Annotated in this window: 28 protein-coding genes; 16 read left to right on the forward strand and 12 right to left on the reverse strand. The window is 62.8% G+C overall.

The genetic code is table 11. The features are described 5' to 3' along the window. Window positions 1-124 precede the first annotated feature (124 nt). The 6 genes from QW881_RS00510 to QW881_RS00535 all read left to right on the forward strand — a co-directional run bounded on the left by QW881_RS00510 (window position 125) and on the right by QW881_RS00535 (window position 5,104). Complete coding sequence (locus QW881_RS00510; RefSeq protein ID WP_315796014.1) at window positions 125-1,039, forward strand: amino acid ABC transporter substrate-binding protein; 915 nt, start codon at window positions 125-127, stop codon at window positions 1,037-1,039. Window positions 1,040-1,228: 189 nt separating this feature from the next. Then, complete coding sequence (locus tag QW881_RS00515; protein WP_315736524.1) at window positions 1,229-1,960, forward strand: amino acid ABC transporter permease; 732 nt, start codon at window positions 1,229-1,231, stop codon at window positions 1,958-1,960. A gap of 1 nt (window position 1,961) precedes the next feature. Next, window positions 1,962-2,654 carry an amino acid ABC transporter permease gene (locus tag QW881_RS00520; protein WP_315736525.1) on the forward strand — a complete coding sequence of 231 codons (693 nt, stop codon included), beginning with the start codon at window positions 1,962-1,964 and terminating at the stop codon, window positions 2,652-2,654. A gap of 9 nt (window positions 2,655-2,663) precedes the next feature. Next, window positions 2,664-3,395: an amino acid ABC transporter ATP-binding protein gene (locus tag QW881_RS00525; RefSeq protein ID WP_315736526.1), complete on the forward strand. Its 732-nt coding sequence runs from the start codon at window positions 2,664-2,666 to the stop codon at window positions 3,393-3,395. 151 nt (window positions 3,396-3,546) lie between these two features. Then, window positions 3,547-4,407 carry a D-amino-acid transaminase gene (locus tag QW881_RS00530; RefSeq protein ID WP_316158103.1) on the forward strand — a complete coding sequence of 287 codons (861 nt, stop codon included), beginning with the start codon at window positions 3,547-3,549 and terminating at the stop codon, window positions 4,405-4,407. Window positions 4,408-4,510: 103 nt separating this feature from the next. Then, window positions 4,511-5,104 (forward strand): DUF1080 domain-containing protein, encoded by a 594-nt coding sequence (locus QW881_RS00535; RefSeq protein ID WP_316158102.1) that lies wholly within the window; start codon window positions 4,511-4,513, stop codon window positions 5,102-5,104. Here QW881_RS00535 and QW881_RS00540 read toward each other — a convergent pair. The 3 genes from QW881_RS00540 to QW881_RS00550 all read right to left on the reverse strand — a co-directional run bounded on the left by QW881_RS00540 (window position 5,091) and on the right by QW881_RS00550 (window position 6,691). Then, on the reverse strand, window positions 5,091-5,240 hold the full coding sequence (locus tag QW881_RS00540) for a hypothetical protein (protein WP_315736529.1): 150 nt from the start codon (window positions 5,238-5,240) through the stop codon (window positions 5,091-5,093). The two genes, QW881_RS00535 and QW881_RS00540, sit on opposite strands and share 14 nt — an antisense overlap. Before the next feature lie 77 nt (window positions 5,241-5,317). Beyond that, on the reverse strand, window positions 5,318-5,917 hold the full coding sequence (wrbA, locus tag QW881_RS00545) for an NAD(P)H:quinone oxidoreductase (protein ID WP_315754618.1): 600 nt from the start codon (window positions 5,915-5,917) through the stop codon (window positions 5,318-5,320). A gap of 75 nt (window positions 5,918-5,992) precedes the next feature. Next, window positions 5,993-6,691 (reverse strand): pirin family protein, encoded by a 699-nt coding sequence (locus QW881_RS00550; RefSeq protein ID WP_316158101.1) that lies wholly within the window; start codon window positions 6,689-6,691, stop codon window positions 5,993-5,995. A 128-nt stretch (window positions 6,692-6,819) separates the two neighbouring features. Here QW881_RS00550 and QW881_RS00555 point away from each other — a divergent pair, with 128 nt between their 5' ends. Together QW881_RS00555 and QW881_RS00560 are read left to right on the forward strand one after the other, a co-directional pair. Continuing rightward, window positions 6,820-7,728: a LysR family transcriptional regulator gene (locus QW881_RS00555; RefSeq protein ID WP_315754622.1), complete on the forward strand. Its 909-nt coding sequence runs from the start codon at window positions 6,820-6,822 to the stop codon at window positions 7,726-7,728. A 20-nt stretch (window positions 7,729-7,748) separates the two neighbouring features. Continuing rightward, complete coding sequence (locus QW881_RS00560) at window positions 7,749-8,333, forward strand: hypothetical protein (RefSeq protein ID WP_316158100.1); 585 nt, start codon at window positions 7,749-7,751, stop codon at window positions 8,331-8,333. Window positions 8,334-8,383: 50 nt separating this feature from the next. Here the strand turns inward: QW881_RS00560 and QW881_RS00565 are convergent, their stop codons facing one another. The 3 genes from QW881_RS00565 to QW881_RS00575 all read right to left on the reverse strand — a co-directional run bounded on the left by QW881_RS00565 (window position 8,384) and on the right by QW881_RS00575 (window position 10,585). After that, window positions 8,384-8,851, reverse strand: a complete 468-nt coding sequence (locus QW881_RS00565) for a YbaK/EbsC family protein (RefSeq protein ID WP_315736534.1) — start codon at window positions 8,849-8,851, stop codon at window positions 8,384-8,386. Continuing rightward, window positions 8,841-9,587 carry a haloacid dehalogenase type II gene (locus QW881_RS00570; protein ID WP_315754626.1) on the reverse strand — a complete coding sequence of 249 codons (747 nt, stop codon included), beginning with the start codon at window positions 9,585-9,587 and terminating at the stop codon, window positions 8,841-8,843. Before QW881_RS00570 ends, QW881_RS00565 begins: the two co-directional genes overlap by 11 nt. 113 nt (window positions 9,588-9,700) lie before the next feature. After that, a complete protein-coding gene (locus QW881_RS00575) occupies window positions 9,701-10,585 on the reverse strand; it encodes an amidohydrolase family protein (protein ID WP_315754629.1) in 885 nt (294 codons plus the stop codon). Window positions 10,586-10,839: 254 nt separating this feature from the next. On the opposite strand from QW881_RS00575, the gene ykgO reads away from it, so the two are divergent. The 3 genes from ykgO (at window position 10,840) to QW881_RS00590 (ending at window position 12,046) form a co-directional block, all read left to right on the forward strand. Further along, complete coding sequence (gene ykgO / locus QW881_RS00580) at window positions 10,840-10,965, forward strand: type B 50S ribosomal protein L36 (RefSeq protein ID WP_006611362.1); 126 nt, start codon at window positions 10,840-10,842, stop codon at window positions 10,963-10,965. A 96-nt stretch (window positions 10,966-11,061) separates the two neighbouring features. Next, on the forward strand, window positions 11,062-11,691 hold the full coding sequence (locus QW881_RS00585) for a tetratricopeptide repeat protein (protein ID WP_315736537.1): 630 nt from the start codon (window positions 11,062-11,064) through the stop codon (window positions 11,689-11,691). A 100-nt stretch (window positions 11,692-11,791) separates the two neighbouring features. Continuing rightward, window positions 11,792-12,046 (forward strand): hypothetical protein, encoded by a 255-nt coding sequence (locus QW881_RS00590; RefSeq protein WP_315754631.1) that lies wholly within the window; start codon window positions 11,792-11,794, stop codon window positions 12,044-12,046. A gap of 28 nt (window positions 12,047-12,074) precedes the next feature. Here QW881_RS00590 and QW881_RS00595 read toward each other — a convergent pair whose 3' ends face one another. Then, the gene (locus QW881_RS00595) at window positions 12,075-12,257 is read right to left on the reverse strand and encodes a hypothetical protein (RefSeq protein ID WP_231319498.1); all 183 of its coding nucleotides are present in this window, start codon (window positions 12,255-12,257) and stop codon (window positions 12,075-12,077) included. Window positions 12,258-12,508: 251 nt separating this feature from the next. Between QW881_RS00595 and QW881_RS00600 the strand changes: the two genes are divergently transcribed. Further along, window positions 12,509-13,465 carry an alpha/beta hydrolase gene (locus QW881_RS00600; RefSeq protein ID WP_315754634.1) on the forward strand — a complete coding sequence of 319 codons (957 nt, stop codon included), beginning with the start codon at window positions 12,509-12,511 and terminating at the stop codon, window positions 13,463-13,465. 65 nt (window positions 13,466-13,530) lie between these two features. Here the strand turns inward: QW881_RS00600 and cycA are convergent, their stop codons facing one another. Next, window positions 13,531-13,926: a cytochrome c-550 CycA gene (gene cycA / locus QW881_RS00605; RefSeq protein ID WP_315736540.1), complete on the reverse strand. Its 396-nt coding sequence runs from the start codon at window positions 13,924-13,926 to the stop codon at window positions 13,531-13,533. Between the two features lie 208 nt (window positions 13,927-14,134). Between cycA and QW881_RS00610 the strand changes: the two genes are divergently transcribed. Then, window positions 14,135-15,628, forward strand: a complete 1,494-nt coding sequence (locus tag QW881_RS00610; RefSeq protein ID WP_315754636.1) for an FAD-linked oxidase C-terminal domain-containing protein — start codon at window positions 14,135-14,137, stop codon at window positions 15,626-15,628. Window positions 15,629-16,806: 1,178 nt separating this feature from the next. Then, the gene (locus tag QW881_RS00615) at window positions 16,807-16,968 is read left to right on the forward strand and encodes a hypothetical protein (RefSeq protein WP_315754638.1); all 162 of its coding nucleotides are present in this window, start codon (window positions 16,807-16,809) and stop codon (window positions 16,966-16,968) included. Between the two features lie 369 nt (window positions 16,969-17,337). On the opposite strand, the gene QW881_RS00620 is transcribed toward QW881_RS00615, so the two are convergent. Continuing rightward, window positions 17,338-18,318 carry a DUF4238 domain-containing protein gene (locus QW881_RS00620; protein WP_315754640.1) on the reverse strand — a complete coding sequence of 327 codons (981 nt, stop codon included), beginning with the start codon at window positions 18,316-18,318 and terminating at the stop codon, window positions 17,338-17,340. A gap of 174 nt (window positions 18,319-18,492) precedes the next feature. Between QW881_RS00620 and QW881_RS00625 the strand changes: the two genes are divergently transcribed. Further along, window positions 18,493-19,398: a hypothetical protein gene (locus QW881_RS00625; protein WP_315754642.1), complete on the forward strand. Its 906-nt coding sequence runs from the start codon at window positions 18,493-18,495 to the stop codon at window positions 19,396-19,398. A gap of 15 nt (window positions 19,399-19,413) precedes the next feature. On the opposite strand, the gene QW881_RS00630 is transcribed toward QW881_RS00625, so the two are convergent. Next, window positions 19,414-20,208: a hypothetical protein gene (locus tag QW881_RS00630; protein WP_315754644.1), complete on the reverse strand. Its 795-nt coding sequence runs from the start codon at window positions 20,206-20,208 to the stop codon at window positions 19,414-19,416. A gap of 9 nt (window positions 20,209-20,217) precedes the next feature. Beyond that, window positions 20,218-21,072 (reverse strand): hypothetical protein, encoded by an 855-nt coding sequence (locus tag QW881_RS00635; protein WP_315754646.1) that lies wholly within the window; start codon window positions 21,070-21,072, stop codon window positions 20,218-20,220. A gap of 531 nt (window positions 21,073-21,603) precedes the next feature. Between QW881_RS00635 and QW881_RS00640 the strand changes: the two genes are divergently transcribed. After that, window positions 21,604-22,899 carry a cystathionine gamma-synthase family protein gene (locus tag QW881_RS00640; protein WP_315754648.1) on the forward strand — a complete coding sequence of 432 codons (1,296 nt, stop codon included), beginning with the start codon at window positions 21,604-21,606 and terminating at the stop codon, window positions 22,897-22,899. A gap of 153 nt (window positions 22,900-23,052) precedes the next feature. Here the strand turns inward: QW881_RS00640 and QW881_RS00645 are convergent, their stop codons facing one another. Continuing rightward, complete coding sequence (locus QW881_RS00645) at window positions 23,053-23,376, reverse strand: putative quinol monooxygenase (RefSeq protein WP_315754651.1); 324 nt, start codon at window positions 23,374-23,376, stop codon at window positions 23,053-23,055. Between the last annotated feature and the right edge of the window lie 76 nt (window positions 23,377-23,452).

Consider the following 23,452-nt stretch of genomic DNA (forward strand, 5'->3'; position numbering starts at 1 on the left):
CCGCGGGGCGGTCTATGGTGCCCGCGCTCGTCCGGCCGGAGATCGTCCGGGGGGCGGGGGCCATTTTGAGTTCGCTGTGGTTTATGCAAGCATCCGGCGATCAGCCGGATTGAGGAGATCAGTTATGAAGCAGCTTCGCCTATTCGGTCTTGCCGTCGCCGCCGCGCTCTGCGCCGGCCAGGTGCAGGCCGAGGACCTGACGGGGACCCTGAAGAACATCAAGGAGACCGGCACCATTACGCTCGGCGTCCGCGACTCCTCGATCCCGTTCTCCTATCTCGACGACAATCAGAAGCCGATCGGCTTTGCCATCGACATCTGCATGGGCATCGTCGATGCCGTGAAGAAGGAGCTCAAGCTCGACAAGCTCGATGTGAAGCTCAACCCGGTGACGTCGTCGACTCGCATCCCGCTGCTCGCCAACGGCACCATCGATCTGGAATGCGGCTCGACCACCAACAATGCCGAGCGCCAGAAGCAGATCTCCTTCACCAACACCCACTTCCTGACGGCGAGCCGCTACGTCTCGAAGAAGGCGAGCAAGATCAACTCGATCGACGATCTGAAGGGGAAATCGGTCGTGTCGACCGCCGGCACCACCAACATCAAGCAGTTGACCGAGGCCAATGCCGCGCGCAATCTCGGCATCAACATCATCCCGGCCAAGGATCATGCCGAGGCCTTCCTGATGGTGGAGACCGATCGCGCCGTCGCCTTCGTGATGGACGACATTCTTCTGGCGAGCCTCGTCGCCGGTTCCAAGGATCCGGCCGCCTATGTCGTTTCCAAGGACGCGTTCTCGAAGCCGGAGCCCTACGGCATCATGCTGCGCAAGGACGACCCGCAGTTCAAGAAGGTGGTCGATGCGGCGACCGCCAAGATCTACACCAGCGGCGAGGGCGCCAAGCTGTATGACAAATGGTTCATGCAGAAGATCCCGCCGAAGGGCCTGAACCTCAACACCCCGCTGTCGCCGGAGCTGAAGGCCGAGTTCGCCAAGCCGTCGGATTCGCCGGATCCGGATTCGTACAAGCCGTAAGGTGAGGTCGCAGCTCTCGCGCCGAATTCGATGCGCCCCCCTCCCCCTTGCGGGGAGGGGTCTCAGGAAAGACTGCCCGTGTGGACCCCCACCCCGACCCTCCCCCGCAAGGGGGGAGGGAGCGCAGCGAGTTCTTGGCAAAGACTGTTTAATGCGACTTGCGAGCTAATTCCCTCTCAGGATGTCCCCGTGAACTACACCTGGAACTGGCACATCTTCCTGGAGCCGAACCCGACCGGGGCCGGCACCTATTTCGACATGCTGCTGGCGGGGCTGAAGGTCACGATCGTGACCTCGCTGTCGGCCTGGGTGATCGCGCTGATCTGCGGCACGATCGTCGGCATCCTGCGCAGCTTGCCGTCCAAGCTGGCGACCTGGATCGCCTTCGCCTATGTCGAGTTCTTCCGCAACATGCCGCTTTTGGTGCAGCTGTTCCTGTGGTTCTTCGTGCTGCCGGAGTTGTTGCCGCCCACGATCGGCCTGTGGCTGAAGCAGATGCCCAATGCGCCATTCTATACGGCGGCCGTCGGCATCGGCCTGTTCATGTCGGCGCGTGTCGCCGTGCAATTGGCGGCCGGCATCGGCTCGCTGCCGCGCGGCCAGAAGCTGGCGGCGACCGCGCTCGGCCTCACCACCTTGCAGGCCTACCGCTACGTGCTGCTGCCGATGGCTTTCCGCATCATCCTGCCGCCGCTGACGTCCGAATTTCTCAACACGGTCAAGAACAGCGCCGTCGCAATCACGATCGGTCTGATCGAGCTGACGGGCGCTGCGCGCGCCATGCAGGAATTCTCGTTCCAGGTGTTCGAGGCCTTCAGCGCCGCCACCTTGATGTATCTCGTCATCAACGTCATCGTCGTGATCGGCATGCGGCTCCTGGAGCGCGCGGTGGCGGTCCCTGGCTACATCACGGGCAAATGAGATGCTGGCCAATTTCGATTTCGACGTCATCCGCCGCTCGCTGAGCTATCTTTTCATCGACGGCATGACCTTCACGCTGACCTTGACGGCGCTGTCGGCGACGGGCGGTCTTGTGTTCGGCACCCTGATCGCGCTGATGCGGCTGTCCGGCTATCGGGTGATGGGCTTTATCGCTGGGCTCTATGTCGACTTCATGCGCTCCCTGCCGCTGGTTCTGGTGATCTTCTGGTTCTACTTCCTGGTGCCCTATATCGGGCAGTGGATCACCGGCTCGTCGCGGCCGATCAAGGTCGGCGCGTTCGCGTCCTCCCTGATCACCTTCATCCTGTTCGAGGCGGCCTATTTCTCCGAGATCATGCGCGCCGGCATCCAGTCGATCTCGCGCGGCCAGCCGGCCGCGGCCTCGGCGCTCGGCCTGACCTATGCGCAGACCATGCGCTACGTCGTGCTGCCGCAGGCGTTCCGCAACATGCTGCCGGTGCTGCTGACCCAGACCATCGTGCTGTTCCAGGACACGTCGCTGGTCTACGTGCTCTCGATTCCGGACTTCCTCGGCGCAGCCTCGAAGGTCGCCCAGCGCGACGGCCGTCTGGTCGAGATGTACCTGTTCGCGGCCCTGGTCTACTTCACCATCTCCTGTGTCGCGTCCTACGGCGTCCGCCGCCTGCAGTCGCGCATCTCCATCATCAGATAGTCGGCTCCCATGATCGAAATCAGCCACGTCAACAAATGGTACAGCCCGAGCTTCCAGGTGCTGAAGGACTGCACGACCTCGGTCGCCAAGGGCGAGGTGGTGGTGGTCTGCGGCCCCTCCGGCTCCGGCAAGTCGACCCTGATCAAATGCGTCAACGCGCTGGAGCCGTTCCAGGACGGCGTGATCACGATCGACGGCCTCAAGGTCAATGATTCCAAGACCAACCTGCCGAAGCTGCGCTCGCGGGTCGGCATGGTGTTCCAGCACTTCGAGCTGTTTCCGCATTTGAAGATCATCGACAACCTCTGCCTCGCCCAGCAGAAGGTGCTGGGTCGTGGCCATGAGGAAGCGACCGCGAAGGGCATGAAGCTCTTGGATCGCGTCGGTCTCAAGGAGCAGGCGCAGAAGTTTCCGGCGCAGCTCTCCGGCGGCCAGCAGCAGCGCGTGGCGATCGCACGTGCGCTCGCCATGGACCCGATCGCGATGCTGTTCGACGAGCCGACCTCGGCGCTCGATCCGGAGATGATCAGCGAGGTGCTCGACGTCATGGTCGATCTCGCCCGCGAGGGCATGACCATGATGGTCGTGACCCACGAGATGGGCTTCGCCAGGAAGGTCGCGCACCGCGTCATCTTCATGGACCGCGGTGAGATCGTCGAGGACGCCAAGAAGGAGGATTTCTTCGGCCAGCCGCGCAGCGAGCGGGCGCAGCAGTTCTTGTCGAAGATCCTGTCGCATTAGTTGCGTCCGTCATTCCGAGGCGCCCGCAGGGCGAACCCGGAATCTCGAGATTCCGGGTTCGATGCTGCGCATCGCCCCGGAATGACGGCGAGAGTAACAATTGGTGTACGCAGATGGCTTTGCGTGCGCAGATGAGAATGGAGACACGTCCTTGGACCCGATCGCTTACGTCAACGGCGCCTTCGTGCCCCTGTCCGAGGCCAAGGTCTCGGTCCTCGATCGCGGCTTCCTGTTTGCCGACGGCATCTACGAAGTGGCGGCGGTGCTCGATGGCAAGCTGGTCGACAGTGCCCCGCATCTTGCCCGCCTGGAGCGCTCGGTCGGCGAGATCGGGCTGGCGCTGCCGGAGAGCCTGGCGCGGATCGAGGAGCTGCAGAAGGAGCTGGTCGCACGCAACCGGCTCGACCAGGGCATGGTCTATCTGCAGGTGACGCGCGGCGCCGACAAGGGCCGCGACTTCCCGTTTCCCAAGGGCGACGTCAAGCCGACCTTGGTGATGTTCGTCACCGCCAAGGACATCATCAATGCGCCCTCGGCGAAGACGGGAATTGGCGTCATCACCGTGCCCGACATCCGCTGGGCGCGCCGCGACATCAAGAGCGTGGCGCTGCTTGCGCAGGTGCTCGCGAAGCAGGCGGCCGCCGCGGCCGGGGCCGGCGAGGCGTGGATGGTCGAGGACGGTCATGTCACCGAGGGCGGCTCGTCCTCGGCCTTCATCCTGACCAAGGACGACGTCATTGTGACGCGGCCGAACTCGAACGCGATCCTGCCGGGCTGCACCCGCAAGGCCGTGGTGAAGCTCGCCGAGGAGCGCCAGCTCAAGGTCGAGGAGCGGCTGTTCACGGTGGAGGAGGCGCTCGCGGCGAAGGAAGCCTTCACCACCAGCGCGAGTTCGTTCGTGCAGCCGGTGGTCACGATCGACGGCAAGCCCGTCGGCGACGGCAAGCCGGGACCGGTGGCGGCGCGGCTGCGCGAGATCTATGTCGATTTTGCGCGCGCCACGGCGGTGTAGTTGGAGGAGACGATAGAGCAGGTGCAGCATCGAAACCCGTTTGCATTGTCCGGCGCTTTGCTATCGTGGCGACGAACGAAACAGAAATCAGGGAGGCGTTTCGATGCGGTATCGCTTGAGTGGCCTCGCGGCCGGACTATTGATTGCGGGCGCAGGCATGACGGGAGCGGCATTGGCCGATGACGGCTGGGTGACCCTGGTCGACTCCACGACCAAGGCCGACTTCACCGAGGTCGGCAAGGCCAATTGGGAGATGAAGGACGGCGCGCTGTCGGCCGACAAGCTCGACGGCAAGGATCCATCGTATCTGGTGACCAAGGCGAGCTACAAGGACTTCCAGATCAAGGCCGAGTTCTGGGTCGATGACGCCGCCAACAGCGGCATCTTCATCCGCTGCGACCAGTCGGCGAAGATCGACTCCAACATCTGCTACGAGGTCAACATCTTCGACAAGCGGCCCGATCCGAAATACGGCACCGGCGCGATCGTCGACGTGTCCAAGGTCGATCCGATGCCGAAGGCCGGCGGCAAGTGGAATACCTATGAGATCACCGCCAAGGGCACGCGGCTGACCGTGATCCTCAACGGCGAGAAGACCGCCGATGTCGACGACAGCAAGCACGCGGCGGGACCGGTCGCCCTGCAATACGGCTCGGGCGTCGTGAAGTTCAGGAAGGTGCAGATCAAGCCGCTGTAGCGGCCGTGCATTCCGGGCAGCGGCGCTGGCCGCGGCTGGCGCGGTAGAGGCTCTTGCAGTACCAGCGGCGCGCCATCATCTGCAGCGGATGGCGGGCCAACCGGGCCAGCGTCACCAGTTCGAGCATGGCGGGCATTGCGGACTCCTCTCCTACTTTCCAACTCTTGTGAAATGGGGCGGCACTTCGTTTGCGGAAGTGCCGCCCCAGTCGCATCAGCCATGCAGCTTCTTTGCGGTCTCGGCAATGACGCGGCCCTGATAGCGCGCACCCGCCAGCTCGTTCGCGCTCGGCTGCCGGCTGCCGTCACCGCCGGTGATGGTGGTGGCGCCATAGGGCGAGCCGCCGGTGACCTCGTCGAGCTTCATCTGGCCGGCGAAGCCGTAGTTGAGGCCGACGATGGTCATGCCGAAATGCAGCAGGTTGGTGATGATCGAGAACAGGGTGGTTTCCTGGCCGCCGTGCTGGGTCGCGGTCGAGGTGAAGGCGCCGCCGACCTTGCCGTGGAGCGCGCCCTTGGCCCACAGGCCGCCGGCCTGATCGAGGAAGTTGGCCATCTGCGAGGCCATGCGGCCGAAGCGGGTGCCGGTGCCGACGATGATCGCGTCGTAATCGGCGAGCTCCTCGACCTTGGCGATCGGGGCAGCCTGGTCGAGCTTGTAGTAGGAGGCCTTGGCAACGTCGGCCGGCACCAGCTCGGGCACGCGCTTGACGTCCACGGTGGCGCCGGCCTCGCGGGCGCCTTCGGCCACCGCGTTGGCCATCGCTTCGATGTGGCCGTAGGCGGAGTAGTAGAGAACGAGAACCTTGGTCATGGCAGTCTCCGTGGGGACGAGGATGATCGGGAAGAGCGTCCCGGCCGGACGCCCGGCCGGGATCGCGTGAGACGGTTAGGCGGCGTCGACGAGCACCAGCTCGGAATCTTCGAGCGCGGTGATCTTCAGCGTGGCCTCGTCGCGGATGGCGGCGCCGTCGCGGGCGTTGACTCGGACGCCGTTCACTTCGACGCTGCCGGCCGCGGGCACCAGATAGATGTGCCGGGCCTTGTCGGCGCTGTACTCGGCGGTCTCGCCTGCCTTCAGCGTGGTGCCGAGTACGCGCGCCTTGGCGCGGATCGGCAACGCGTCGCCGTCATCTGCGAAGCCGCTCGCCAGCGTGACCAGCTTGCCGGAGCGGTCGGACTTCGGGAACGGCTTGGCGCCCCAGGTCGGCTGGCCGCCATCGGTGGTAGGCTCGATCCAGATCTGGAAGATCCGTGTCGTGGTCGGCTCCAGATTGTACTCGGAGTGGCGGATGCCGCTGCCCGCGCTCATCACCTGGACGTCGCCGGCCTCAGTGCGGCCCTTGTTGCCGAGGCTGTCCTGATGCGTGATCGCGCCTTCGCGGACATAGGTGATGATCTCCATGTTCCGGTGCGGATGTGCAGGGAAGCCAGTGTTCGGGGCGATCTCGTCGTCGTTCCAAACCCGCAGGGCGCCGTGGCCCATGTTGCTGGGGTCGTAATAGTTCGCGAACGAGAAATGGTGCTTGGCCTTCAGCCAGCCGTGGTCGGCGCCGCCCAGCGCCGCAAAGGGCTTCAATTCGATCATGGGTTTGCTCCGTTGTTGCACGTCGGCCGCGAGCCGCCGTGCCGTTGGGCACTGGAATAGGCTGACGATCCGAGTATAGAAATAGAAACTATTGAAACCCATTGTTTCCAAAAGTGAGATTGCCGCCGATGGCGCGACTTCCGGATTTCGAGGCGATGGCGATCTTCGCCAAGGTCGTCGAGCTGCGCTCCTTCGCCGGCGCGGCGCAGGAGCTGAGCCTGTCCAAGGCGTCAGTGTCGAAGGCCGTGAGCCGGCTGGAAGAACGCCTGGGCACGCGGCTGTTCAACCGCACCTCGCGCCGTCTGGCGCTGACCGATGCCGGGCAGCGGCTGTCAGAGAGGGCCGCGCAACTGCTCGCGGATGGCGAGGCGGCGGAGACCGAGGCGTTGGCGCAATCGCTGACGCCGCGCGGGCTGGTGCGCTTCGCGGTGCCGATGACCTTCGGTGTGAAGAAGATCGCACCGCTGCTGCCGGTCTTTCTCGAACAATATCCGGAAGTGTCGATCGATCTGCACATGAGCGATGCGACCGTCGATCTCATCGGCGAGGGGTTCGATCTCGCGCTGCGCATCGCGCGGCTGCCGGACTCATCACTGGTGGCGCGCCGCCTCTGCGCGATGCCGCGCTATACGGTGGCGGCGCCGTCCTATCTGAAGCGGCACGGACGGCCGACGCATCCGATGCATCTTGCCGAGCACAAATGCTTCGGCTACGCCTATCTCTCCACCGCTGGCGTCTGGCACTACACCAATGCAGCCGGCGAGCAGGCAAGCGTGCGCCCCGCCGGACAGCTGCGCGTCAACAATGGCGAGGCGGTGCTGCCGGCGGTGCTCGCCGGCCTCGGCATCGCCGACCTGCCGGACTTCATCGTTGGCGACGCGATCGCCTCGGGCGAGGTCGAGGTGATCCTGAAGGGCTGGAGCCAGCCCGAAGGGGCGATGCATCTGGTGATGCCGCCCGGCGGCCCGCGCCCCGCCCGGGTTGAGGTGCTGGCGGAGTTCCTGGTCAAGGAGCTGGCGAAAGGGAAGCGCAAGTGACGTTCGGGGGAGTGGTTTCCATGTGGAAGCAGCTGCCGAGCGCCGTTGCAAGGTGCGCCGTCGCTCTCGGAATCATTGGGTTTTTGCTACCGCTCGGATTGGGGGTGTTTCCGGACGATTGGCTGAATGCGATCGAGCTTCCAAACGCGCTTGGCTCGGCCCGGGTTGCAGCTCCAAATGGACGCGTGTTTGTTGCGAGCGAGCCGTTGGGGAGAGTGCAGCGCTATGGTCCCCAGGGCTTCGAGCGAGGTTTTTACGTCGGTTCGCAAGGCGGCGCCTTCGATATCGGTGTCAGTGATGCGGGAGATGTGCTGATCTGCTCCGTGCGTGCACGTGCGTTGATCGTCTACACACAAGACGGCGTCGAGACCGCCCGGCGTGGACCCTGCACCTTCAACGACGCAAATGGTGGACTCATGCCCGCGTCCCCGAGCTATGAGCGCAACGCTCGAGTGCCGGAAATCGCTTTCGGATGGTTCGGACTGCTGGCGGTGCCGCTCTGGCATCCGTTCGTTGCATGGTTCATGGCGCTCATGGGGGCGCTATTTTTGAAGTCGGGCACCGCTCGCTCGCAACAGAGCGAGCTTTCGTCAGTCGCCAAATGAGCGCACGACGCGATGAAGCTGCCGCGCCTGGTATCATTTCGGTGCGACGACTAAGTCGCGACCTCGCAAACGTCGACCCATTCGGCCGATGTCAGCTCGGCCATGCGGTCCGGCGTGATCTTGACGGCGCTATGGGTCGAGCCTGCCGCTGGCACGACGATGTCGAAGGCTTTCAGCGAGACGTCGCAATAGACCGGCAGCGGCGATTTCAGCCCGAACGGACAGACGCCGCCGACCTCGTGACCGGTGATGTCGGCGACCTCGTCGAGGCCGAGCATCTTCGGCTTGCCGCCGAACTGCGCCTTGACCTTCTTGTTGTCCATCCTTGCGTGGCCCGCGGCGACGATCAGGATAACGCGCTCGCCGACGCGCAGCGACAGCGTCTTGGCGATGCGGGCCGGCTCGACACCATAGGCTTCCGCCGCGAGCGCTACGGTGGCGGAACTCTGGCTGGAGACGAGGACGTCGATGTCGGGGGCTTTTTCGGTGAAGAAGGCGCGGACGGAATCAAGGCTCATGTTTGGCGACGATCTCGGGCAGTTCGGATAGCGCAGCAATACGATAGTCCGGCGCAAAACCCAACTCGTCCATCTGGCTGCGCAGCGCCTTGAACAGGGTGAGCGGCGCGACGAGGTCGGTCTTGTTGCAGGCAGCCGCCATGGCGTCCGGGGTGACGCGCTCGATCCAGGCGACGTTCAATCCGAACGCCTTAGCGCCGCAGACGTCCCAAGGGTTGGAGGACACGAACAGCACCTCGTCGGGCGCAAACCCGAGCGTCTCCTCGATCAGCGCGTACGCCTGGGGACTCGGCTTGAAGATCTTCCGGGCATCCACGCTGATGACCGCATCGAGCGGAGCATCGAAGCCGCCGGCCTTGACCAGGCTGTCGAGCATCGCAGGGCTGCCGTTGGAGAGGATCGCGAGCCGATGATCCTTCATCGCGGCGAGCGCAGCCCTCGCATCGGGGTAGGGATCGAGATCGAGATATTTGGCGATGATTCGGTCTCGCGTGGCGGCATCGGCCTGCAGGCCCAGAATGCGCAGCGTGTAGCTCAGCGCGTCGCGGGTCACGACGGCGAAATCCACGTAGCGCTGCATCAGCGAGCGCAGCCAGGTGTATTCGAGCTGCTTGATGCGCCAGATCTGCGTGATGATGTCGCCATGGCCGGGAAAGGCCTGCTCGGTCACGGCCGCTACCGACTGGATGTCGTACAGCGTGCCATAGGCATCGAAGACCACGGCTTTGAAGGGCACGGCGCTCACCTGATCGAAAGCAGACAGGCGCGACGGCTGATGGCCACCGCGCCTGCGGATGATAGCATGATGCCCGTGACTTGCGCGGGGCGGCAAGGGCAGGACCGACGAAGTCAGATCCCGAGCAGCTTGCGGGCGTTGGCCTTCAACACCTTCGGCCGGATCTCGTCGCGAATCTCGAGCTTGGCGAAATCGGCGAGCCAGCGGTCGGGGGTGATCACCGGCCAGTCCGAGCCGAACAGCATCTTGTCCTGCAGGATCGAGTTGATGTAGCGCACCAGGATCGGCGGGAAGTACTTTGGCGACCAGCCCGACAGGTCGATGTAGACGTTCGGCTTGTGGGTCGCCACCGACAGCGCCTCCTCCTGCCAGGGGAAGGAGGGGTGGGCGAGGATGATCTTGAGGTCGGGGAAGTCGGCCGCGACGTCGTCCATGTACATCGGGTTGGAATATTTCAGCCGCATCCCCATGCCACCCGGCATGCCCGAGCCGACGCCGGTCTGGCCGGTGTGAAACAGTGCGATCGCGCCGCCGTCGTTGATCGCCTCATACAGCGGATAGGCCAGCCGGTCGTTGGCGTAGAAGCCCTGCATCGTCGGGTGGAACTTGAAGCCGCGGACGCCATACTCCTCGATCAGCTTGCGCGCCTCGCGCACGCCGAGCTTGCCCTTGTGCGGATCGATGCTGACGAAGGGGATGAGGACGTCGAGATGGTCCGAGGCGACCTCGAGCATCTCGTAATTGTTGTAGCGCCGAAAGCCGGTCTCGCGCTCGGCGTCGACCGGGAAGATCACCGCGGCGATGTTCTTGGAGCGATAATAGGCGGCCGTCTCCGGCACCGTCGGCGGATGCTTGTGCGGCGACTTGAAGTAGTCGGCCATCTGGGCCTGGAAATCGTCGTAGCCGTCATCCGCATGCATGCCGCAGGGCTCCTCGGCATGGGTATGGATGTCGATGGCGACGACATCGTCGATCTTGGGCAGAGCGAGCTTGGGCATGGGCGTTCCCGGCGGTTGGTTCTTGGCTTTGGAAAATTGATTATAGGATATAACAAATTTGGCAATCGCCAAGTTGGATCGAGGGGCGCGTCGCCGGCCGGTTCTGTTGAAGCCGGGGCCCGCCATGATTGACATCCGGCGGGCCGGTGGTTAGAAACCGGCCAATCCGGGTGACTTGGTCGCTTGCGGAACTCCCTTTGTATTTGCCACTTCCGGCCTGTCCAACACGGCCTTTCAACGTATCAGGATGTCCCATGAAGGTCCGTAACTCGCTGAAGTCGCTGCGTGGCCGCCATCGCGCCAACCGTCTGGTCCGCCGCAAGGGCCGCGTCTATGTGATCAACAAGGTCCAGCGCCGCTTCAAGGCGCGCCAGGGCTGATCCCGTAGATCTCCCCTCGAGAAGAGGGGCCTCCTCACAGGTCTTTGAGGCGCGTGCTGCTTTGCAGGACGTACCGACTGCGTTTAGACTTGGGGCATGGCCAAGCGATCCTTGCGGGCGATTCTTCTCGCCGTTGTCGTCATTTCGGTACCGCATCTTGCCTTTGCGCAGGGGGAGCCGCGGGCCGGCGTCAAGCCAAAGCCGCCCGAGGCTCCGGCCAAGCTGCCGAAGATCGGCGCCGACAAGACCAAGGGCCTCGATTTCCTGTTCGGTGCCCTGAAGGCGGCGCCCGACGAGATCAGCGCCAAGCATGTCGAGGCGCGGATTTGGGCGATCTGGCTGCAGACCCCCAGCGATACCGTCGCCCTGCTGATGTCGCGGTCCAAAGCCGCGATGGACGCGAAGCAGAACGAAGTTGCGCTCAAATTGCTCGATTCGGTGATCAAGCTCCGGCCCGATTATGTCGAGGCCTGGAACCGTCGCGCGACCATCTATTACCTCCAGAACGATTACGGCCGCTCGCTTGCCGACATCCAGCAGGTCCTGCTGCGTGAGCCGCGGCACTTCGGCGCGCTCGCAGGTCTCGGCATGATCATGCAGGATCTCGGTGAGGAGAAGCGGGCGCTGGACGCGTTCCGCAAGGCGCTCGAGGTCAATCCGCATCTGGACAAGGTGCCGGAGCTGGTCAAAACCCTCACTGAGAAGGTCGAGGGGCGCGACATCTAGCCGTAACGGCCGATTAACCACATCTGGGCGACCGTCCTTGTCGGTCCGGCCACGCGAACCTAGCTGCCTCTCAACGATGGATCTCGGCAGGAGAGACGCGATGCGGCGGGCGGTGCTGACGGCAGCGCTGGTGATGACGACGATGTCGGCCGCCCGGGCCGAGGATCCGGATCTGTTCTGGGTGGTCGGCAACCGCGCCACCAATCGCTGCGAGATCGTGACCAGCAATCCGGTCGTCACGATCATGGGCGACATCTGGTTCGCGTCCGGCCCCTTCAAATCGAAGGATGACGCCAAGCTCGCGAGATCCACGATCAACGCGTGCCCGAACAAGGACATGACGCAGGAGGACTGATCGGCTCGCCCGCGAGCGGGCCGGCGGCTCAGTGGAACGCGGTGCTGCGGCGGTCCGGCAGGCCGTACTGGGCGGCCGCGGCATAGAGTTGTGCGATCTCGGCCTCGAGATGCTCGTTGACCAGCAGCAGCGCCTTCAGCGCGCCGCGAAGGTCGCCGTTGCAGCTCGCGACGATCTCGTCGATGGCTGCCTCGCTTGAACGAAAGCTCATCGGTAACCCCCTCCCAAAACACCAAACTAAACGCAGGGCCGGTCATCGTGCTTCGACTGCGCAATGACCCGACCGGAAGTAATTCACGGCCATCGGCTGATTGCGAGGAAATGTCCTGACCATGGTTATAAAATGGCCGACGACGCCATGATGACAGGATTCGCAAGCCAAACGGCGGGAGACGGCGGCCGCAGCCGCAACCTGCTGCGATCTGACCCGTATCTGTCCAGGTGATAGGCAGAAAATCATCAATGATTTCAATACTCGTAGTGGGGGCCCTGGGGCTGCTGGCGCTGCTGACCCAGGCCGGCGTCGTGCTGATGGAAAGACGCTATCCGGCCCAGGGAGAGGCGGTCGAGGTCGGTGGGGCGACCATCAATCTTGTGGATATCGGGCCGCGTGACGGGGAGCGGCCGCCGCTTCTGCTTGTCCACGGCGCCAGCTCGAACCTCGAGGCGATGCGCAGGCCGCTCGGCGACCTGCTCGCCCGGCGTCATCGGGTGCTCCTGGTCGACCGTCCCGGCCACGGCTGGAGCCCGCGCGATCGCGCCGAGGATTCGACGCCCGCGGTTCAGGCCCGCATGCTGGACGAGGCGCTGGCCCGGCTCGGCATCGGCCCGGTGATCCTCGTGGTCCATTCCTGGAGCGGTGCGCTCGGCCTGCGCATGGCACTCGACTTCCCTGACCGGGTCGCGGGCCTCGTCATGCTGGCGCCGGTCGCCTATCCCTGGCGGGGCGGGGTCGGGCAGTACAATGCGGCCGTCACGACGCCGGTGATGGGGCCCTTGCTGGCGCATACGATCACGCTGCCGCTCGGCCTGGCGCTGATGGCGCCTGGTGCCCGCGGCGTGTTCGCGCCGCAGGAGATGCCGGACGATTTCGTCGACCAGACCGCGACGCCGCTGTTGCTGCGGCCGCGCGAATTCCTGGCCAATGCGCGCGACCTCGTCACCCTGAAGCAGGCGGTGATCGAGCAGGCGCCGCGCTATGGCGAGATCAAGGTGCCGGTCACGATCCTGGCCGGCGATGCCGACAGGACGGTCTATACCGAGATCCATTCCCGGCCGCTCGCGCGGGTCTTGCCCCAGGCGCGCCTGATCGTCGTGCCCGACCTCGGGCACATGGTCCAGAATGTGGTGCCGGAGCTCGTGGTGGGCGAGGTCGATCGGATGGTCAGCGCGCTCACGGCCGTCGAAGCGGCGCCCTGATGATGGAAAGGCCCCGGCGTCTGCCGGGGCCTCCAGGTCTCGAGCGGAGGGCCGCGGCCGGCCGCCTACTGCTTCTGCTTGCCGTCCTTGTCGAACGACGCGACATAGGCCCAGAGATTGTTGATCTCGGTCTCGTTCTTGATGCCCGCGAAGGTCATCTTGGTGCCGGGGATCTTGGCCTTCGGGTCCTTGATGTATTCCTTGAAGACCGCCTCGTTCCAGGTGATGCCCGAGTTCTTGTTGGCTTCCGAATAATTGTAGTCCGGCGCGCTGCCCGACTTGCGTCCATCGAGGCCGTTGAGTTCCGGACCGACCTTGTTCTTCGCGCCTTCGCCGATCGCGTGGCAGGGCAGGCACTTGTTGAAGGACGTCTTGCCGGCGGCCGCATCCTGCGCCAGCGCGGCAGACGCCAGCGACGACGAGGCGAGGATGACGAGCGCGCTCAAAGTCATTTTCTTCATGGATCAGGCTCTGTGGGTTACGAGACGAGTTTGCGCGCAGGTTGTGGCATGGCCTCAAGCGACGCACAAGCGGGGAAGCGCTGAGGCAAATCAGCATAATGGCTGAGCTTGTTGCTCTGCCGCAAACTCCGATGCTGATCCGCTGCCTATCCAAACCGTTTCCGTTGTGATTGATATGCCAGGGCAAATCGAGGGCCGGAGGAACGCGATGGCGATCATGATGCCGGAAGCTGATCGGGCGGTGCTGGCGCGCCGCGACGAGATCGTTGCTGCACTGCGCGCAATCGTGCCGGGCGAAGGCGTCATCGACAGCGCCGCCGAGATGCTGCCTTACGAGTCCGATGGGTTGATGGCCTACCGCCAGCCGCCGATGGTCGTGGTGCTGCCGGAGACCACTGCGCAGGTCTCGCGAGTCCTGAAATATTGCCACGAGCAGGGCATCAAGGTGGTTCCGCGGGGCTCGGGGACGTCGTTGTCCGGCGGCGCGCTGCCGCTGGCCGATGGCGTGCTGCTCGGGCTCGGCAAGTTCAAGCGCATCCGCGACATCGACTTCGACAACCGCGTCGTCGTCACCGAGCCCGGCGTCACCAATCTCGCCATCAGCCAGGCGGTGGCGCATGCCGGCTTCTACTACGCGCCCGATCCATCGTCGCAGATCGCCTGCTCGATCGGCGGCAATGTCGCGGAGAATTCCGGCGGCGTGCACTGCCTGAAATACGGCATGACCACCAACAACGTGCTCGGCTGCGAGTTCGTGCTGATGACCGGCGAGGTGCTGCGCATTGGCGGCAAGTGCACCGAGAACGCCGGCTATGACCTGATGGGCCTGATCACCGGATCGGAAGGCCTGCTCGGCGTGGTCACCGAGGTGACGGTGCGCATCCTGCAGAAGCCGGAGACGGCGCGCGCGCTGATGGTCGGTTTCGCCGAGGTCGAGGCGGCCGGCGAATGCGTCGCCCGCATCATCGGCGCCGGCATCATTCCCGGCGGCATGGAGATGATGGACAAGCCCGCCATCCACGCCGCCGAGGCCTTCGTTCATGCCGGCTATCCGCTCGACGTCGAGGCGCTCTTGATCATCGAGCTCGACGGCCCCGGCGTCGAGGTCGACGAGCTGATCGGCCGCGTCGAGACGATTGCAAACGGCTGCGGCTCGACCACCTGCCGGATCTCGACCTCCGAGGCCGAGCGCAACCTGTTCTGGGCCGGGCGCAAAGCGGCGTTCCCCGCCGTCGGCCGCATCTCGCCGGACTATCTGTGCATGGACGGCACGATTCCGCGCGGCGCGCTGCCGAAGGCGCTGGCGCGCATCCGCCAGCTCTCGGAGAAGTACCAGCTCGGCTGCGCCAACGTCTTCCATGCCGGCGATGGCAATCTGCATCCGCTGATCCTCTACGACGCCAACAAGCCCGGCGAGATGGAGCGGGCCGAGGCGTTCGGCGCCGACATCCTGCGCTGCTGCGTCGAGCTCGGCGGCGTGCTGACCGGCGAGCACGGCGTCGGCATCGAGAAGCGCGATTTGATGCCGGAGATGTTTTCCGAGATCGACCTCAACCAGCAGCAGCGGGTGAAGTGCGCCTTCGATCATTTGGGCCTGCTCAATCCCGGCAAGGTCTTCCCGACGCTGCACCGCTGTGCGGAGCTCGGGCGGATGCACGTCCATGGCGGCAAGCTGGCGTTTCCCGATCTGCCGAGATTCTGACGGGCGCGCGGCAGAGCAGAGCGACGTCATGTGATGCCTCCTCGCTCTCACGTCCTGCAAACGCTGGAGACCCTCATGGTGAGGAGGCGCGGAGCGCCGTCTCGAACCATGAGGCCGCCGTCTGGGCCTCGCCCTTCGAGACGCCCGCCTGCGGCGGGCTCCTCAGGGTGAGGAGCGGAAGTCGTGCCCAGAACACGTACCGTGTAGATCGATCCAGCACTCTCGCTCTCTCCACGACGACGCTGCTGACAGTCCATGTGCCGCGCCGCTCTCGGACCTGGCCCCTCATGGTGAGGAGGCGCGCAGCGCCGTCTTGAACCATGAGGCCCGTCCAGCCATGCCGACGGCGTGAGGTCCATATCCACATCCCAGACAATATCGGACATGACTTCGCATCCCCGCGGCGCATGACGCCCGGATCGTGCGATCGACATGCCCTCCAAAACAAACGAGAGGGCGCAGGGAATGCCGGGTGAAGGCCTCACCCATGGCCCGCCTGCTAAAAAAATGCAGGCGGCAGGTACCACAGGTTCAGCCGATCAACCGGCATTCCCCGCGCGCTGGTCTTAACGCTTATACGTGATCTCCTCGGGGACCGGCGTTCTTGCCCCCGTCGCCTGCGAGCCCCGCAAAGGGCATCGCCCGCTTGGCCTCAGCACCGGGAGGCCAGGACCACACGATTTCACGTCCGCATCAGAATCGTTCGTCGGCACGGCCGAAGCCACGCTGCGACCCGACACGGCCACCGCATCCCCACCCCACGTATCGTGACGACCGCGCGTACGCCCCTCTCGGCGAGGCGGGATGGGCGGAGTCATACATGAATTCTGTAAAAACGAAAGAGGAAGTTTTGGTGTTCGAAGGGAGCGTTGCAGTAGCGCGTTGAAATAGCTCCCGAATTATTCTTTTCAGTTCGAGCCGATTTCTGCTTCTGAGGTCATATTTGTGCAGGGCAGATCGCAGAAACCGGAAAGGTGATTTGCCCGTCGGTTCGGAGAATCCTCTTCCGGGGCGTCTGTCTCGCATAGACCTCCGTCACAGCGGTCGGCGAAACAATCAAGGAGCTCACGACGAGCAGTTCAAATCAAGTTGAAGGCACTTCAGTATCGCTTGTTTGGCTATACCACCGCTCCGAATCGGTCCTTACTAGCCCCATCAGACTTCACAGGAGCTGTGGCATGGCACAACGGGAAAAGATCTCGGTGAGCAAGTCAGGAGTTCAGGCCGAAGGGGTGCTTACGAGCCTCACGGTCGCAGTCGGCGGTATTGGCCTGTTGGCCATAGGATTCTTTACCGGACAGTGGAGCGCGCTCATAAATGCCTGCTTCGGATTCAAGTGAAAATAGCCAGGGGTTCGGTTAGCTGCCACCGCAGGCAAGGCGAAATCTTTAAGGATAAGGGGAATCACCAGCGGCGTAGTTTAGGGCGGCGCTGGTTGCGGGTCCCCGCAACCACTTCTGTCATAACTCACTCACCGTCCCGGTCTAAACGCCGGGACGGGTGAGACAGATCACGGGCCGGGCGACGGAGCCGGTCCAGGCGCGCGTGCAACGTTACTTGAGTCGTCCATGGTGAACCGCAGAGTCTGCTCGTCACGACAGAAAAGCGACTCTCTCGCGCGCTCAGCCAAGAAGAACGGACAGCCGATTTATGGCGCAGGAGTTCGAATCTCTTCGTCAGAGTAACGGCGTGCTCGACCGCGCTACCGTTCAACTTTTTGATGCTGCGTTGGGCATGTCAGGCACAAGCGCGGTCTTGTGCACAAGACGCGTTGTAGGCGTGCTCTTGTAGTGCGGCGTTTGAGAAAATACTTTTTTGGCAAAGGTAAAGTCGCGCCGATTGCTGAACACCCAGGCATGAGCCCAACTGCATTGCAGATAATTCAGATTTTCAACGTTCTCGGGTTTCGCGGCCAAGGGCACCCCAGTTGTGTAAGACTGGTAGAGTGGGCCGCCGCGTCGAATCGCGTCTTGGGCCGTCGCGAGTTCGACCGACCCGCCTGGGTGTCCTCGCATAACCGCAGAGCGTACGGTCCGATGAAGATCCAACGCAGCTTCGTAACTTGCGATGAGGGGATCACTTACAGACCGGCACGGCATGAAAAGAGCGCAGCTCGGACTCAGAGGCATAAAGGCCTCCACGCCTTTCACGTCGAAACCGAGGTCGCTGCCGTTCTTCGGATCGAATGAGCGCTGTAACACTACCGGCTGATCGCCAAGGTAGAAAATGTCATCGTGATCGATGACCATTAAAACCCAATGCCTCCTCTCGATCTGCCCCGACACGATGAAACTGCTATCCCAAAGTTGGGCAAAGATCGGCCCAAAGTCCTTTCGCGAAGGATTGTTGGCGAGCCCCCTATAGAAAGCTTCAGTTCGAAAGCTCTGCGCGGCAACGAAATCAGCCACTTTCTTGCGGTCTGGCGATGACAGGCCTGAAAGTGATTTAGCCTCAATGATTCGCTTGAGAACCGGTGCAGCCTTGGTCTCGATTTTCTCTAAGCGATCCTCGAAGGATACGATCTGCCCTTCGATATCAAATTCATTGAAGTTCGGACCGGAAGCAGCATGCTTTGGTGGAGGCTTCGATATCTCATTTGATTGGATATCCAGCCGATAGACGCGTCCGTCTATATCGATAAACTTCTTCAGCAGAAGTTTCGGAACCCAATGTTGATTCTCGTCGGCCATGGGGGGGCAGAATTGCGAGGTTTCCTCCAACACGCAGAGGTTACGCCAGTTTTCGGCATTAGCTAGCCAAATTATCGCGACTCAAGCCGCTGCGGCATCGACGATCCGCCCGGTCTGTCTTGGCTATGCGTACTATCCCTTCGTGAACCGGCGCGACAGGTGTATTATTGCGCCATGACTAGGGCGAGCCAGAAGGACGACGAACGCCGGACACTGAACGCGGCGCTGGCGGTGCTTGGCCTTCAGGCTGATCGCCAACCGGTCGAGGGCGAGACCCCCGACTTCATGGTGCCTGTGTCGGGCAAGACCATTGGCGTAGAGATCACCATGTACCGATCTGGTGATGTGATCGAAGGCGGCACCCGCCGCCGTCAGGTCGAGAGCGAGTGGGAGCTGCTCAAAGCTGCCGCCGACGACTATCGCCAGGCCAATCCCGAGTTCCGAGACATCAGCGTTGGCCTGATTTTCGCGGGAGCGGTGCCCCCGAAACGCCAACACGCGGAATTCATCGCCGAGATCGCCGCGTTCGCGAGCGAACACGCGGGCGAGCTTTCGTCAGAGAGTCGGACGTTCTGGCCGCAGAACTTTGCCTCGCCCATGATGCGCCAATTTCTGCGCACGCTTTACCTGCGTCACGACCGGTACGCTGAATGGTATTCGAGCGTCGCGTTCGGCTACGTCGCAAGACCCGGCCAGACTATCGCCGACATCGTCGCCGAGAAATCCCGCAAGAAGTTCCGCCCGGCCGACGAACAATGGCTCGTGATCCAGTGCGGCGTGCGCATCTCTGAAATGGTGCTCGACCTCACAGGGGTCAGCGATTCTACTTCGGTGCCGAGTTTAGACGGCTCCGCATTTTCCCGAGTCATCGTGCTCGCTAATACCGGCGCATACGAATGGCAGCGAGCTTCCGGCTGGCGCCAGTTGACCGGACAAAGCCCGGGAATCGCTGGATCGAATTTCGATTCACTCAAGACCGTGCTGAATGATCCAGAATGGCTTGCCGATCCAGACGGCAAGGCCTCGAAGGTCGCGGAAGAGACCTTGCGCGAGATGCGCCAGAGCCGCGACGGCCCCTAACCGCATTGCGACGCGTCAGGCCATCGCCGTGTAGAATGGCGGCTTGACGTCGAATACCACCAGTTGAAGCCCCGGCACTGGATCGACCGCGACATAGCGGTCGATCTGACGCTGATAACGGTCGGCATATTCATGTAGGCTGTCGTCAAAATTGGCAATTATGTAGACGATGTGCTTGCTGCGGTTGTCGTACGACACCATCTGCGCTTTGGCCTTTTTCAGATCGGACGACAGTTTTCTGAAGAAGCCTTCGTCCAACTGGTCGGCGACGCTCCCGACGCCACCGCTATGCCTGCGGTTGGCCTCAGCATCTGAAACATTGATTGTCTTGACCTCGCAGAGCACGCCATCGGCCTCCAGGTCCGGCGTTTGCTGGCCGGGGACGGCAGACGGCGGAATGAAACGTACATTTGGATATCCCGCGCTCTTCAGATAATTGTACGCTTTCGCCTGATTAAGCTTGTCGAACAGAAACTGCCATCCGCGCGTCAGATGTCTTACTCTAAGCAATGGCGCTACCTCACTCTTCAAGAACGCCCACGCTTCCGCGTCCAGTCCCTGCAAATCCGCTTCGATGTCGCGGAACTGCCTCAGCTTTTGACGAATTTCGGACAGCGATTGCTCAAAGTTACGAAAATATGAATCCGGCGACGATGACGGCATGACCAAGTCATGCAGTTCGAAGACCCGGGGAAGTTCACGCCGATACATATTCTTCCTGCGCAGCATCCAATAAGCGACGAAGAGTGCGACGATAGCCAAGGCGGGCGACAACCATAACAAAAATTGAGTGACGCTATGGCTCACCATCCACGAAGCTTAGCTCTTCGAGGGCGGCTTGGGTTTCACGGCGATGTTGATGTGACGATATACAATACCTTCGTGACTGATGTCGTCCGGCGCCGGAATGTGTTCTTCGGAAACGACGATAGCGAAGCGATAGCTGGTCAGCTCATTGCCCGCGAGAACGCCGCGTCCGTACCGACGTGCTTGATCGCGGGCCTCTTTGAACTTGGCCTCGGCTTGCCCTTTCGATGCAGCCTTCTTCCACTCCGTCAGGACGAGACCCTCGGCGTTGCTCTGCTCACGCTCAAATCGCGCTGCCGATTCCTGATAGACAAGATCGGTTCGTTCCCCTTCGGCACTAACCTTGAAGGCCCAAATCCCATGCGAGAGCAGATGGACGGCGCCGAGCGCTTCGCACTGCACCTCGCCGGAAGAGAATGCGGCCTGCCATTTTTTTCGAAATTCTTCGTCGACAACAATCGACCTCTGCAAATGCGCAAATGCCAATTCTGATCGCGACCGGATGGCCTGCTGCACATCGGCGAGCAGGAAAGAGATTTCCGGTTCGAACGCGCTCAGCGTGACCAGTCCCGCCCAAACCAACTCCTCGCGACTGTCAGGCGTGCCGTCCGTTTTTTGGAATAGCGGGGTCGCTTTTTTCTTAAACTCCTCAATGCGATTAGCGACCTCCCGAGGCAGCGACTTCTGAAAGCGATCGCCGAAATCCGAAACTTCCGCAATGATACGCTCACCTTCTTCGCGAAGACGCCCTGTTCTGCCATACGAGTCACTAGACCGAACGGACAGGAACCGCGCGTGAAGCTCGGCGGCCTGCATCAAACCGCGCACGCGGCTGGCAATGATCTGCCATTGATAGCGGTAGTTCATGACGCACGGCCGTTGTGTTGAAGATTGGTGGACGCTAGGCTGGGCGACTTATTCCGTCAAGAAATGGCGCGCCCGGCTACGCCGGTCGGGCTCTATTCGCTCCACGACCGCCAAATTCGACAGCAACGCGTGCAGCAGTCAAAGAACAGCTAAGGCTCCTGGCCCGCCGCCTGATCTTTGATAATCATGAAGAGATGACGCGGATCAGTTGGTGACGGCACAAACCCGAAATGCCGATAGAACCTGGCGGCTTCGTCGTCCTTCGGGAGCGGTTGCCTTATCGCATTGTCCGATTTTTCGGCCATATCAATGCTGTCACGGCTATTCCGCGTTCAATCACCAACGCGGAGCCGCTTCGCGTCCTCGCACTGACGTTGTCCGGAAATGACCGTGAAAACGCGTCCGCTTGGCTTTCGCGGAACCTTCACGACGCTGCACGCGCGCCGCCCATCATCTGATAGACTAACGACATGGTGGCGGCCGCGCGATGTTCGCGGCTGCGGTCCGATCATTCGTACAGCGGGGTGAACCATGACAAAGCCGTTTCCGTCAAAAACCCATATCGGCAACCATGCGCTGCATCCGGAAACGCTGATGCTGAACTACGGCTACGATCCGCAGCTGTCGGAAGGCGCGGTCAAGCCGCCGGTGTTCCTCACTTCGACCTTCGTGTTCAAGAGCGCGGAGGATGGACAGGATTTCTTCGATTTCGTCTCGGGCCGCCGCGAGCCGCCTGAGGGCGGCGCGGGTCTGGTCTATTCGCGGTTCAACCACCCCAACAGCGAGATCGTCGAGGACCGGCTCGCCATCTACGAACGCACCGACAAATGCGCGCTGTTCTCGTCCGGCATGTCGGCGATCGCGACCACGATCCTCGCCTTCGTGCGTCCGGGCGACGTGATCCTGCACTCGCAGCCGCTCTATGGCGGCACCGAGACGCTGTTCAGCAAGACGCTGGCTGGCCTGTCCATCGGCGCGGTCGGTTTCGCCGACGGCGTTGACGAAGCCGTGGTCGACGCGGCGGCGCAGGATGCGATGCGCAAGGGGCGGGTCGCGATGATCTTCATCGAAACCCCGGCCAATCCCACCAACGGCCTGGTCGACATCGCGATGGTGCGCCGTGTCGCCGACATAATCGGCAGGGCGCAGGGACATACGCCGCTGGTCGCCTGCGACAACACGCTGCTCGGCCCGGTGTTTCAGCGGCCGATCGAGCACGGCGCGGACATCTCGCTCTACTCGCTGACCAAATATATCGGCGGTCATTCCGACCTGATCGGCGGCGCCGCGCTCGGCGCCAAGTCCATCATGAAGGACGTGAAGGCGTTGCGCGGCGCCATCGGTACCCAGCTCGACCCGCACTCCTGCTGGATGCTGAGCCGCTCGCTCGAGACCTTGAGCATCCGGATGGAGAAAGCCGATGCCAACGCGCTCATCGTCGCGGACTATCTGCGGGACCACCCCAAGGCGGCCAAGGTTCATTACCTCGGCCATCTCGACCAGGCCTCGGCCGCAGGCCACGTCTTCCGGCGCCAGTGCACCGGCGCCGGCTCGACCTTCTCGTTCGACATCGAAGGCGGTCAGGCAGCCGCCTTCAAATTCCTCAACGCGCTGCAGATCTTCAAGCTGGCCGTCAGCCTGGGCGGCACGGAGTCGCTCGCAAGCCTGCCCGCCAGCATGACCCATTCCGGCGTGCCGGCTGCTGTCAGGCAGAAGATCGGCATCCTGGATTCGACGATCCGATTGTCGATCGGCATCGAGCATCCCACCGACCTGATCGCCGACATTGCCCAGGCCTTGAACGCGGCCGCGCCCTCGCCGTCGTGACTGCGCTCCGCACCAGCGATGACTGAAAAGTCATGAGGCGATACCCCGAACGGCCGCTCCAAGGCAGCGCCGCCACGCCGAAGGTGAGACCCGCGGGGGGAGCATGACCGTATTGGGAATAGCGAGAGCTCAACCCATCCACGAGGGCCGATTTCAAAAAACCGTCGTCTCAATCAGCCCGTACTGCATCCGCTCGCGCCGGGCCAGCAGCGGCAGGGCTTGGCCGGCGATATAGGTCTTGAAGTGGTCGCTCTCCTGGTGGGCCTTGAACGCGGCTTCGTCGCGGAACAGCTCGTAGAACAGGAACTGCGCCGGGTTATCCTTGGCGCGGGAGATCAGGAACAGCGCGGCGCCGGGCTCGCGCTGCGCCTCGGGCAGGAAGCGCGACAGGATCTCGGCGATGCGGTCGGCTTCGCCGTCCCTGGCCTCCCATTGTGCCACCACCAGCAGGCCGCCGCCGCTGACGGCCTCGTTCACGGTTTTCGTCTCGATTGCATATCCGGTCATCGTGATCGGTCCTTTCGTTGAAGTGCTGCAAGGGCAACGATACCGC

Source organism: Bradyrhizobium sp. SZCCHNS3016 (genome assembly GCF_032484535.1).
Taxonomy (GTDB): domain Bacteria; phylum Pseudomonadota; class Alphaproteobacteria; order Rhizobiales; family Xanthobacteraceae; genus Bradyrhizobium.